9 protein-coding genes are annotated in these 12536 nt (G+C 57.0%); 3 read left to right on the top strand and 6 right to left on the bottom strand.

What is annotated here, in order from left to right; translation table 11 throughout:
* The first annotated feature begins 112 nt into the window (after positions 1-112).
* On the top strand, positions 113-697 hold the full coding sequence (locus PI91_RS11035) for a nucleoside triphosphate pyrophosphatase (protein WP_039266134.1): 585 nt from the start codon (positions 113-115) through the stop codon (positions 695-697).
* A 76-nt stretch (positions 698-773) separates the two neighbouring features.
* On the opposite strand, the gene rluC is transcribed toward PI91_RS11035, so the two are convergent.
* Positions 774-1721 (bottom strand): 23S rRNA pseudouridine(955/2504/2580) synthase RluC, encoded by a 948-nt coding sequence (gene rluC, locus PI91_RS11030; RefSeq protein ID WP_032663822.1) that lies wholly within the window; start codon positions 1719-1721, stop codon positions 774-776.
* A 572-nt stretch (positions 1722-2293) separates the two neighbouring features.
* Here rluC and rne point away from each other — a divergent pair.
* A complete protein-coding gene (rne, locus tag PI91_RS11025; protein ID WP_039266133.1) occupies positions 2294-5413 on the top strand; it encodes a ribonuclease E in 3120 nt (1039 codons plus the stop codon).
* A 47-nt stretch (positions 5414-5460) separates the two neighbouring features.
* Here the strand turns inward: rne and PI91_RS11020 are convergent, their stop codons facing one another.
* Complete coding sequence (locus tag PI91_RS11020; RefSeq protein WP_369804005.1) at positions 5461-6363, bottom strand: LysR family transcriptional regulator; 903 nt, start codon at positions 6361-6363, stop codon at positions 5461-5463.
* A gap of 145 nt (positions 6364-6508) precedes the next feature.
* Here PI91_RS11020 and PI91_RS11015 point away from each other — a divergent pair, with 145 nt between their 5' ends.
* Positions 6509-7723, top strand: a complete 1215-nt coding sequence (locus PI91_RS11015; RefSeq protein WP_008500804.1) for an MFS transporter — start codon at positions 6509-6511, stop codon at positions 7721-7723.
* A 74-nt stretch (positions 7724-7797) separates the two neighbouring features.
* Here PI91_RS11015 and flgL read toward each other — a convergent pair whose 3' ends face one another.
* From flgL to PI91_RS10995, 4 genes are all read right to left on the bottom strand, one after another.
* Complete coding sequence (gene flgL, locus PI91_RS11010) at positions 7798-8751, bottom strand: flagellar hook-associated protein FlgL (RefSeq protein WP_023327102.1); 954 nt, start codon at positions 8749-8751, stop codon at positions 7798-7800.
* A gap of 14 nt (positions 8752-8765) precedes the next feature.
* Entirely contained in the window at positions 8766-10406 is a 1641-nt protein-coding gene (gene flgK, locus PI91_RS11005; protein WP_039266131.1) for a flagellar hook-associated protein FlgK, read from the bottom strand.
* 75 nt (positions 10407-10481) lie between these two features.
* Positions 10482-11435 (bottom strand): flagellar assembly peptidoglycan hydrolase FlgJ, encoded by a 954-nt coding sequence (gene flgJ, locus PI91_RS11000; protein ID WP_021240767.1) that lies wholly within the window; start codon positions 11433-11435, stop codon positions 10482-10484.
* The gene (locus tag PI91_RS10995) at positions 11435-12532 is read right to left on the bottom strand and encodes a flagellar basal body P-ring protein FlgI (protein ID WP_008500808.1); all 1098 of its coding nucleotides are present in this window, start codon (positions 12530-12532) and stop codon (positions 11435-11437) included. Before PI91_RS10995 ends, flgJ begins: the two co-directional genes overlap by 1 nt.
* Positions 12533-12536 lie beyond the last annotated feature (4 nt).

The following is a 12536-nucleotide window of genomic DNA, read 5'->3' as shown; positions in this document are numbered from 1 at the left end:
ATAGAGTCAAAGAAAAAGGCAACCAGAGCTGCCTTTTGCCAATTATTCGCACACATTGCGGCCTGTAGTTTAAAATGGCTGGCATCGATACGCTATATCTGGTGATAAAAATATGCCAAATCTCGTCCTTGCTTCCACGTCTCCCTACCGCCGAATGCTGCTGGAAAAGCTCGGGATCCCGTTTGAATGCGCTGCACCAGACGTGGATGAGACGCCACAGCCGGGCGAGTCACCGCGCCATCTGGTGACGCGTCTTGCTAAGGAGAAAGCGCAGTCGCTGGCCGCACGCTATCCTTCGCATTTGATTATAGGCTCCGATCAGGTTTGCGTAATGGACGGCGAAATCACCGGCAAGCCGCATACAGAGGAAAATGCCTGCCAGCAGCTTCTGCGCGCGCGCGGTACTATCGTGACCTTCTATACGGGCCTCGCCCTCTATAACGCCGCGTCAGGCCATCTGCAAACGGAGTGCGAGCCGTTCGACGTACACTTCCGCCATCTCAGCGAGCAAGAGATTATGGATTATGTGCGTCGTGAGCGTCCGCTGAACTGCGCGGGGAGCTTTAAAAGTGAGGGGCTGGGGATTGCGCTGTTCGACAAGCTGGACGGTCGGGATCCGAACACCCTGGTGGGGTTACCGCTGATTGCCTTGTGTCAGATGTTACGGCGAGAAGAGTGTAATCCGCTGACGATGTGACCTTCGCCGGGCGGCGCTGCGCTTACCCGGCCTACAAAACCGTAGGCCCGTGCAAGCGCAGCGCCGCCGGGCAAAATCAGCCGCGCAGAACCTTCAGGCAGCGTTTCAACTGCTCATCCAGCGGCGCTTCAATACGGATGACTTCACCGGTATTTGGGTGGGTAAATTTCAGCGCTGCCGCATGCAGGAACAGACGCGATAGCCCCGTCCCCGTCAGCTGCTTATCAAACTCGCGGTCGCCATAGCGGTCATCAAACGCGATGGGGTGCCCTGCAAACTGCGTATGCACGCGGATCTGGTGGGTACGACCGGTCACCGGACTGCAGCGCACCAGCGTGGCAAACTCATAGCGCTCTTCAACCTTAAAGCGCGTCTCAGACGGTTTCCCTTCCTGGCTGACGCGGACAATACGCTCGCCGCTTTGCAGAATGTTCTTCAGCAGCGGCGCCTGCACCACTTTTACATGGGACTGCCATTGGCCGCGCACCAGCGCCAGGTAGTCTTTCTGCATCCCTTTTTCACGCAGCTGTTCATGCAGGGAACGCAGCGCAGAACGTTTTTTCGCTACCAGCAGCACGCCAGAGGTGTCACGGTCAAGACGGTGCACCAGTTCAAGGAAACGCGCTTCCGGGCGCAGGGCGCGGAGCCCTTCAATCACACCGAAGCTCAGGCCGCTACCGCCATGGACTGCCGTTCCTGACGGTTTATTCAGCACCAGAATGTGGTCATCTTCGTAAAGGATGACATCGCTCAGGGCCGCCACTTTCTGTAGCTTCGGTGAAACGGTCTCTTCTTCACGCTCTGCCACGCGCACCGGCGGAATACGCACTTCATCCCCCGCCTCGAGTTTGTACTCGGGCTTCACGCGTTTTTTGTTCACCCGCACTTCGCCCTTACGCAGGATGCGGTAAATCATGCTCTTTGGCACCCCTTTCAACTGGGTGCGCAAGAAGTTATCGATACGTTGCCCCGCTTCATCTTCAGCGATGGCAACCATTTTTACGGCTGGAGTCTCTGTTTTCATGGTTGGCGATTCTAAATATCGTCAGCCATTAGCGCCACTCATTTTTCTATGCTTATATTTACTTTTATCCGGCCTGCGCCCCGTTTCACGCAATCGATTTGGTGGTTATTAAACCAATCACCACCTTGAGGTGAAGAAACTGTGAGTAACCGGGTGATAATTGGTAAAAGTCATCTTGCTATAACCCGGCGAGCAGTGGAATAATGAGGTCGTTTTCCGCGTTAAATCCGGGTTTTGTAAGGATGTCGACGGAATGACCAATTTTGTCTGACCGATCATCCACGCAGCAATGGCGTAAGACGTATTGATCTTTCAGGCAGTTAGCGGGCTGCGGGTTGCAGTACTTCCCGGTATAAGGATTGTTCTCTGGAGAGTTCTACCCAGGCAATTCCCCTGATAATTGCGCTGTGTTTCCGTATGAAATACAGGCAACCGACACTCTGCGCCTCTTAAGCGAGCGACAACCGTGAGGTTGGCGACGTGAACAGACACGAGGCCATCGGTTCATACCCCGGAAAGCGTCACCTTGCCCGCAGCTTTGTCGTCAATGTAAGAATAACGAGTAAGTTACGATGAAAAGAATGTTAATCAACGCAACTCAGCAAGAAGAGTTGCGTGTCGCCCTTGTGGATGGGCAGCGCCTGTACGATCTGGATATCGAAAGTCCTGGACACGAACAGAAAAAAGCGAACATTTACAAAGGCAAAATCACCCGCATTGAACCAAGCCTTGAAGCTGCATTTGTCGATTACGGTGCTGAGCGTCATGGTTTCCTCCCTCTGAAAGAAATCGCCCGCGAATATTTCCCTGCACACTACAACGCCCATGGCCGCCCAAACATCAAAGATGTTCTGCGTGAAGGTCAGGAAGTTATCGTTCAGATTGATAAAGAAGAGCGTGGCAACAAAGGTGCCGCACTGACAACCTTTATCAGCCTGGCGGGGAGCTATCTGGTGCTGATGCCAAACAACCCGCGTGCGGGTGGTATCTCTCGCCGTATCGAAGGTGATGACCGTACCGAGCTGAAAGAAGCACTGGCAAGCCTTGAACTGCCTGACGGCATGGGGCTTATCGTGCGTACCGCAGGCGTCGGGAAATCCGCCGAAGCGCTGCAGTGGGACCTCAGCTTCCGTTTGAAACACTGGGAAGCCATCCAGAAAGCAGCGGAAAGCCGCCCTGCTCCGTTCCTGATCCACCAGGAAAGCAACGTGATCGTGCGTGCCTTCCGTGACTACCTGCGTCAGGACATCGGTGAGATTCTGATCGATAACCCGAAAGTGCTTGAGCTGGCGCGCCAGCACATCGCCGCGCTGGGCCGTCCGGATTTCACCAGCAAAATTAAGCTGTATACCGGTGAAATCCCGCTGTTCAGCCACTATCAGATCGAATCCCAGATTGAGTCCGCCTTCCAGCGTGAAGTGCGTCTGCCATCCGGCGGTTCTATCGTTATCGATACCACTGAAGCGCTGACCGCTATCGACATCAACTCCGCGCGTGCAACCCGCGGCGGCGACATCGAAGAGACCGCTTTCAACACCAACCTTGAAGCCGCTGATGAAATCGCCCGCCAGCTCCGCCTGCGCGACCTGGGTGGTCTGATTGTTATCGACTTCATCGACATGACCCCTGTTCGTCACCAGCGTGCGGTAGAAAACCGTCTGCGCGAAGCGGTGCGTCAGGATCGTGCGCGTATTCAGATTAGCCATATCTCACGCTTTGGCCTGCTGGAGATGTCCCGTCAGCGTCTGAGCCCATCGCTGGGTGAGTCCAGCCATCACGTCTGCCCACGCTGCTCCGGCACCGGCACCGTGCGTGATAACGAGTCGCTGTCCCTCTCTATCCTGCGTCTGATTGAAGAAGAAGCGCTGAAAGAGAATACCAAAGAGGTTCACGCGATTGTGCCTGTGCCAATTGCGTCCTACCTGTTGAACGAAAAACGTGCTGCGGTCAGTGCCATTGAAGCGCGTCAGGGCGGCGTTCGCTGCATCATCGTGCCAAACGATCAGATGGAAACCCCGCACTACCACGTGCTGCGTGTCCGTAAAGGCGAAGAGACGTCAACGCTCAGCTACCTGCTGCCGAAGCTGCACGAAGAAGAGATGGCCCTGCCATCTGATGACGAGCCAGCAGAGCGTAAGCTGCCAGAGCAGCCTGCGTTAGCGACCTTCATCATGCCAGAAGCCCCACCGGAAGCCGCCCTGGAAAAACCAGCGGCCAAACCTGCGGCGCAGAAACCAGAAGCGACGGCAGCGAAAGCCCAGCCTGCGCAGCCGGGTCTGCTGAGCCGCTTCTTCGGCGCGCTGAAGAAGATGTTTGCCGGCGAGGAAGTTCAGCCAGAGCAGCCGAAAGAAGAGCCAAAAGCGGCCAAGCCTGAACGTCAGCAGGACCGCCGTAAGCGTCAGAACAACCGCCGCGACCGTAATGACCGTAGCGATCGTAATGAGCGCAACGAGCGTCGTGACAACCGTGACAACCGCTCTGACAATAACGAAGGCCGTGAGCAACGCGAAGACAACCGTCGCAACCGTCGCGAGAAACAGCAGCAGAATGTTGAAGATCGTGAAATTCGCCAGCAGGCGGGCGATGAGTCTGAGAAGAGCAAACAGCGTGACGACCAGCAGCCGCGCCGTGAACGCAACCGTCGTCGTAACGACGAGAAGCGTCAGGCACAGCAGGAAGTCAAAAACCTGAACCGCGAAGAGCCTGTAGAGCAGCAGGACGGCGAGCAGGAAGAACGTACTCAGGTCATGCCGCGCCGTAAGCAGCGCCAGCTTGCTCAGAAAGTCCGCTTCGCCTCTGAAGCAACCGAAGAGACAGCAAACGTTGCGGTTGAAACTCGCGAGAGCGCAACCGGTACGCAGCTGGCAAAAGTTGACCTGCCAGCGGTCGTTGATAACAACATTGAGCAAGATGAAAACGGTGAAAACCGTGATAACGCCGGTATGCCGCGCCGTTCACGTCGTTCCCCACGTCATCTGCGCGTCAGCGGTCAGCGCCGTCGTCGCTATCGTGACGAGCGGTACCCGACTCAGTCTCCAATGCCGCTGACCGTTGCCTGTGCTTCACCAGAAATGGCTTCTGGCAAAGTCTGGATCCGCTACCCTGTTGCTCGCCCGGAGCAGGTTGTTGAAGAACAGCCGGTAACGGAAGAGGTCATTGCACCTGTAGCAGCGGTAGAAGAGGTCGTGACTGAAACGGCAACCGTGGTTGAACCTCAGGTTGTTGAAACTGAAGCACCTCAGGCCGCGGACGTCGAAACCACGCATCCGGAAGTGATTGCCGCGCCGGTTGATGCCGCACCGCAGCTTATTGCTGAAGAAGATGTCGTGGTGGCTGAGGAAATCGCTCAAGAGGCTGAACCTGTAGCCGCGGTAGAAGAAGCCGCTGAAACCCTCGTCGAAACCACCGCTGAAGAGGTCGTTCAGGACGTTGAGATTCAGGTTGAACCGGTTGTTGAAGAGCCGAAAGCGCCAGAAGTGAAGCCTGAGCCGGTTGTCTCTGCGCCAGCCGCTGCCCACGTGGCAACAGCACCGATGACCCGCGCCCCGGCGCCGGATTACGTGCCTGAAGCGCCGCGTCACAGCGACTGGGTTCGCCCGGCCTTCAGCTTCGAAGGTAAAGGCGCAGCCGGTGGTCATAGTGCAACGCATCAGGCGACTGCACCGGCAACGCGTCCACAGTCTGTCGAATAACGACAAACGACACTGAAGTAAAAAGCCGACCCTTGGGTCGGCTTTTTTTATGGCTGCTGAACAGGCTTTCTCATCCCGGTCACCTCCGGCATGACCTGCCGCATCAACTCCAGAAATCGCCGCAAGCGTGCCGGATAATAACGGGACCAGGGATAAACCAGATGTACCGGTAGCGCCGCGGGCTGCCACTCGGGCAGCAAATGCACCAGCCGCCCTTCCCGAATATCGTCCTGTACCGTCCAGCTGGATACCACGGCCACGCCAAGGCCGGTAAGTGCCGTATTGCGTGCGACATACAGGCTGTCGGTGCTGAGCCGTGGCGTAATAGCAATCCGCGCGGTGGCGGACGAGGCATAGTGAAAAAGCTCCACGTGGCGCTGGTAGAAAGAGCTGATGGCTATCCAGGGAAACTGCTGCAAATCCTCCGGCGTATTCACCGCCGGGAAGCGGGCCAGCAGTGCCGGAGAAGCCACCACCGAGCGCGGCACCTCCGCCAGCAGTACGGATACGGTTGCCGGATCGACCTCCACGCCCACCCGAATAGCACAGTCAAGGTTGTCGCCGAGGAAATCCGCCGACCGATCGTTGAGCATCCACTCAATCGAAAGCTGCGGATAGCGTTGCAAAAATTCGGTTACGGGTTTCAGAAGCTGATCCTGACCAAACGCGTGCGGCGCCCGCACCCGCAGCACGCCTACAGGCTCATCTTCCGTCTGCCCCACCTCATCCTCCAGCGCCAGCCAGCTGTCAATCACCCGACGGGCGTGCTGATAGCAGCGCTCGCCGTCATCCGTTAGCCGCGTCGTGTGGGTGGTGCGCAACAACAGGCGCACGCCCAGCATGGTTTCAAGCGACTGCAGCCGTCGGCTTACCGTGGCCTGGGTTGTTGCCAGCTGCCGCGCCGCCGCTGAGAGCGAACCCGCCTCGACAATGCGGACAAACGTCCGCATTAACTCTACCCTGTCTATACGCTCAGCTCTTTTCATCGCATTTTCACTTATACGTTCAACGTATAAGCGTTTTACCACCGGGCCCGCTACCGTCGCAAGGCGTACTGATAAAAAATAGCCTCACACGATGAATGAGGAACAACTTATGAACACAACAACGACTCCCCATGCTGTAAGCCGCTGGGTGATCTTTATGCTGGCTCTGGGGGCTGGCTTCAGCGTGGCATCAATCTATTACGCGCAGCCCCTGCTGCCGCTGATGGGTGCCGACCTGCATTTGAGTATTGAAGGTATGGGCCTGGTGCCAACATTAACGCAGGCAGGCTACGCGCTTGGCATCCTGTTCCTGCTTCCTCTGGGCGATCGCCACGACCGCAGGACGTTAATTTTGATCAAAAGCGCGGCGCTGGCGCTGTTTCTTCTCGGCTGTAGCCTGACCGGGCAGATCCATTCCCTGCTGCTGGCAAGCCTGCTTATCGGCATGGCCGCCACCATGGCGCAGGATATCGTCCCTGCCGCGGCCATCCTTGCGCCGGAAGGTAAACAGGGGAAAACCGTGGGCACGGTAATGACCGGGCTGCTGATGGGTATCTTATTATCAAGAACCGTAAGCGGCGTGGTGGGCGAAGCGTTTGGCTGGCGCGTCATGTACCAGCTGGCAGCGGCGAGCATTGCGTTCATCGGGGTAATGATGTGGTTTGTACTTCCCCGTTTTGCCATTCACTCCACGCTGAGCTACCCCGCGCTGATGCGCTCGATGGAACACCTGTGGCGTCGCTACCCGGCGCTGCGCCGCGCGGCGCTGGCTCAGGGTTTCCTGTCGATTGCCTTTAGCGCCTTCTGGTCAACGCTTGCGGTCATGCTGCTGGAACGCTATCACCTGGGTAGTGCCGTCGCAGGTGGTTTTGGTATTGCCGGTGCCGCGGGTGCGTTAGCTGCCCCACTGGCGGGGGGGCTGGCGGACAAACTGGGGGCAGGAAAAGTCACGCAGCTTGGTGCCGTTCTTGTGACCGTCTCTTTCGCCCTGATGTTCCTGATGCCCGCGCTGGGCGTTCATGGACAGCTGATGCTGATCGCCATCTCTGCCGTCGGGTTCGACCTGGGCCTGCAGTCCAGCCTGGTCGCCCATCAGAACCTGGTGTACAGCCTTGAACCGCAGGCGCGTGGTCGTCTCAACGCCCTGCTCTTTACGGTCGTCTTTATCGGGATGGCCCTGGGGTCCGCGTTAGGCAGCAATATCTACTCGCTGGCTGGCTGGACGGGTGTGGTCGCACTGGCCACCGTCTGTGGCGTCATTGCGCTGGTCATCCGTCTGATAGAAAGCGCGCGTGTCGCCTCAGTAACGGCAGAAGTCGCATAAAAAAATGCCCAATCCAGACGGATTGGGCAGCAAAACATGCCCAGTTTCAAGACATGTTCTAAGAGGTCAAGATGTTATTTGTTCAGCTGGAACAGAGACATGCCCTGCATATCGCTAAACGCTTTATAAGACGCCTGCAAGGCCGCCTGCTGCATGGTGTAAGAGGAAATCGCTTCGTTCCAGTCGACATCCACCAGGTCGCTCATCTGCTTGGTCTGGCCCAGCGCGCGGTCATCGCCCAGCGTATCGAGTTTTTCCAGCTCGTTCATCTTGGTGCCCACATCGGCAACGACTGTCAGAATATTGTTCTCGGTGTTCTGAATACCGATTCGCGCATTGGCAATCACCTGGTTTTGGACTGCAGCTGCAGCCTGATCGTTCTCAATCGGCGTCTTCAGCGCAGCAACGGCAGAATCCAGGATTTTGAACATGTTTGTCTCGCCATAACCACCACCCGGCAATTGCTCCGCATTACTGGTAATGCTTTCGAAAATCTGCTGGCCGGTATGACTAATCGCCATATTTCGCGCCGTATCGACCTGCTGGGTGATGGCTTCAGCGCCGCCCCGGTACTCGCCGGTTACGGAATCAAACGGTGCGCTCTCGGTTTTGTATCCCGCAAAGATAAAGCGACCATTACCATCCGTCGTGTTGGCCAGGTTCATAAGCTGATCGCGTATCCCCTGAATATCGGTCGCCAGAGCAAGACGATCGTCATCGTTTAGTGTGCCGTTTGACGCGTAGACCAGTTTCTCCCGCACGCTTGAGATCGCGCTATTCACCTGAGCCAATACGTTATCTTCCAATGAGACCTTTTGCGTGGCAAAGGTTCGCGCCAGAGCAAATTGGCTGTTTTGTGACTGAGATTGTGACAAAACAATAGCCTGCGAAGCCGCGATCGGATCATCGGACGGACGATTGACGCGCTTGCCGGTGGACATTTGTTCACCATAACTCAGCCATCTGCTTTGGGAATCGGTGATCCCACGCATGTTCTGCTCATACATCATCTGGGTGCTAATACGCATTGTTCACCTCAACCTTAACGGATGTTGATAATTGCATCGAAGAGCGTACTGGCAGTCTGGAGAACCTGGGCGTTCGCCAGGTAATACTGCTGATAACGCTGCAAATTGCCATACTCTTCGTCGAGGTTTACCCCAGAGATGGTCTGCTGCTGTCTGATCAGCTGCGTTTCTACATCGGCTTTCGTCTGGCTGCTTACTTTCAGTGAGGCCGTAGAACTCCCGACAGTACTTACCAGCGAGGCATACGCATCGTTGAAGCTTTTGTTCCCGCCTACCACTTTGCTGTTTTGCAATTCGAGCATTTTCTGGCCATTGCGGTTGTCGCTCTCACCGCCGGTCTGCACGGACGCCATCGCCAGTTTGGACTCGTCGCTGATCGCCAGATCCATGTTCATGATGACGTCGGAAACCGGCTTCACGGTAAAGCTGTCTTTGGTATTTGCCGTGCCGCTCACGTTGACGTTAAGACCATCAAACGACAGGTTGCCGCTGGCATCCGGGCTCATCGTAAAGCTGGTTTTGTCTGATGTACGGGTGATCGTCCAGTCAGTGCCGTTGAACTGCAGCTTATAGTCTGTCGCCTGGACCTGTTTGCTGTCCGCCACAGAGGCCGTAACAACCGCCGACCCGCCGTTCTTGCTGTTGGACAGCACCGCCGGAGAACCAAAGTTGAACAGCTTACCGCCCGCATCACCGTTAGCGTCAAAGCCGGCCTCATGCTGCGTGTTCATCGAATCGGCAAAGGCCAGCGCCATCTGGTTCAGGGTGTTACGAGCTTTATCCAGATCTTCCGTGCGGAAGGTCAGTAAACCGCCCAAAGAACCGGTGGTGATCATCTTTTCCGGGATCTCTACGGTCCCGGCCACGTCATCGACATAGGCTACGGTAGTACGAGCCGGATCGGCACTCGACTTCACGGCAGCCAGCTGGTTGGCTTTGCTGCCCTGTACCAGGCTGTAACCGTTGCCGAAAGAGATGTTAAACGTACCGCTATCCTGAACAGACACTTCCACGCCGACGATTTTGTTCAGCTCATTGACGAGCTGATCGCGCTGATCAAGCAGATCGTTAGGCGATGCGCCCGCACCGACGCCGGTCAGACGGGAAATCTGATCGTTCAGGTTGGCAATCTGTTTGGCATAGTTGTTGATCTGAGAAACGCTGGTGCTAATCGCGGTGTTCACCTGCGTATCCTGGTCACGAAGATACTGATCGTTGGTTTTGAACTGATTGACCAGACCGCCCGCTTTACCCAGCACCGTCTGACGCGCCGCCGGATCTTCCGCGTTGCTCACCAGGGTTTGCAGGCTTTTGAAGAAGTCCTGCAGCGTGGTGGAGAGCGAGTTGGTGGTATCGGAGAGCACATCGTCGATTTTTGACATCTGCTGATAGCGCGTCGTCAGGCCGCTGCTCTGCGTCTGTGCGGCGCGCAGCTGATTGGTGATGAAGGCGTCATACTCACGCTGGACACCGGAGACATACACCCCGTTACCCACCCAGCCACCGCCGGTCAGCGTGCTGTTAGATGCGCCCAGCACCGTGGTCTGGCGGGTGTAACCTGCCACGTTATAGCTTGAAATATTATTACTGACGGTATTGAGTGCCGACTGCGCAGCACTGAGGCCACTCATGGCGCTGTTAATCAAACTGGACATGGGGGTTCCTTTTATACGTTCAGACACGAGTCCTGATGAAGGTTATCGGCAACCTCCACCGGGACTTGAGAACTTTCAGAACAGATTTTCAATATCTGTGCTATAGGCTTTGCTGACCTTCTCGCCCATGGATTTCAGCTGCTGGATCATGCTGGTGAGCTTGCGTGCATAGTTCGGGTCGGTCGCGTAGCCCGCGTTTTGCAGCGCCTGAGCGCCCTGCTCCGCCGTTGCCGCCTGCGTCACGGCGGTATAGCGCGGATTTCGGCTCAGCAGGCCAACATAATCGGACAAGGCTTCCAGATACGAGCTGTAGACGCGGAATTTGGCTTTGACCTTCACCGCCGCACCGTTCTCGTATTCGGTGGTTGTGATCTCCGTAGTTGGCCCCTTCCAGCTGGAGGTGGCCTTCACGCCGAAGATGTTGAAGCTCGGCTCGCCGTTTTCCTTGCGGATCTGGCGCTGCCCCCAGCCCGACTCCAGCGCGGCCTGCGCCAGAATCAGGTGATGCGGCACGCCGCTCTGTTCGCTGGCAAGCCGTGCAGGCAGAGAAAGCTGCGCCAGGAAGTCTTTGCTGTCACCGGAGAGCGGCTCATCGCCGCTGCCCGTGGCTTTCGGCATGGCTTTACGCACCATTTGCGTCAGAGCCTGGTTCTGATAGCTGGTCACCGTTTCCAGGTCGAACTTCATCGGTACCTGCTGCGGCTGATCCTGAGGCTGAATGCCCTGCGCCGCTTCGGTCTGCTTGACAATCATGTCAGCCAGACCGAGGCCTTTGCCGGCGGTCATCTGCTGCGCAATCTGCTGGTCATACATGCTGGTGTAGAGACGCGTTGAATCGCTGCTGAACATCCCGTCTTTCGGCAGGGTTTCGCGCATGCTCTTCAGCATCATCTGTACAAACATCCCTTCCACCTGGCGGGCGACCGGGCGGATATTCGCCGCCGGGTCTTTACCTGCTTTGGTTTTCAGTTCGTTGAGCGACTGGGCGTCCCAGGCTGCACTGGTCAACAATTTGCTATCGGTCAGCATTAAATGATTTCCAGTTTGGCGCGCAGGCAGCCCGCGCTTTGCATCGATTGCAGGATGGACATCAGATCCATCGGCGTTGCGCCCAGGGCGTTCAGGGCGCGCACCACGCTGTTCAGGTTGGCGCTTGATCGCACGCTCTGTAAAGACCCACCGCTCTGACGTAAATCAATCTGCGTTTGCGGGGTTACCACCGTCTGACCACCGCCAAACGGCGTGTCCGGCTGGCTCACGTTCGCGGAGCGGTTTACCGTCACCGACAGGTTCCCCTGCGCCACGGCACAGCTGTCGAGCGACACTTCCCGGTTCATCACCACCGAGCCAGTTCGGGAGTTGATGATCACCTTCGCATCCTGGACCGGAACGTTCACTTCCATATTCTGGATATCGGCCAGCATGCGCACCTGGTTGCTGCTGCCGGTGGAGGTACGGATCTGCACGGTACGCGCATCAAGTGCCGTGGCATTACCGTAGCCACGGCTGCGGTTGATGGTATCGGCAATCTGCTGCGCCATCGTGAAATCTTCATTATTGAGCTGCAGGTTAATGGTGTTGCCCGCGCCAAACTGGGTCGGCAGTTCACGCTCAATGATCGCCCCGTTGGTAATCCGTCCGCCGTTGAGCTGGTTCACCTGCACGCTGCTTCCGCCTGCGGATGCACCCGCACCGCCGACCAGAATGTTCCCCTGCGCCAGCGCATACACCTGGCTGTCGACGCCCTTCAGCGGGGTCATCAGCAGCGTACCGCCGCGCAGGCTTTTGGCGTTACCCATTGAGGAAACCACCACGTCAATGGTCTGCCCCTGACGCGCGAACGCCGGGTAGGACGCGGTGACCATTACTGCCGCCACGTTTTTCAGCTGCATGTTAGTTCCCGCCGGCACGGTAATGCCGAGCTGGGAAAGCATGTTGTTCAGACTTTGGGTGGTAAAGGGGGTCTGGGTCGTCTGGTCACCGGTACCGTCCAGCCCCACCACCAGGCCATAGCCAATCAGCGAGTTTTCACGCACGCCCTGAACGCTGGTGAGATCGCGAATACGGTCAGCCTGGGCAAAGGTAGCCACCAGCGCGAGCGCCACGGCGAAGATCGATTTAAACATGGGT

The organism is Enterobacter sp. FB, from assembly GCF_000805795.1.
Lineage (GTDB): Bacteria > Pseudomonadota > Gammaproteobacteria > Enterobacterales > Enterobacteriaceae > Enterobacter > Enterobacter roggenkampii.
Note: the sequence above shows the minus strand (reverse complement) of the source record. Positions and strands in the feature narration are given on the sequence as shown.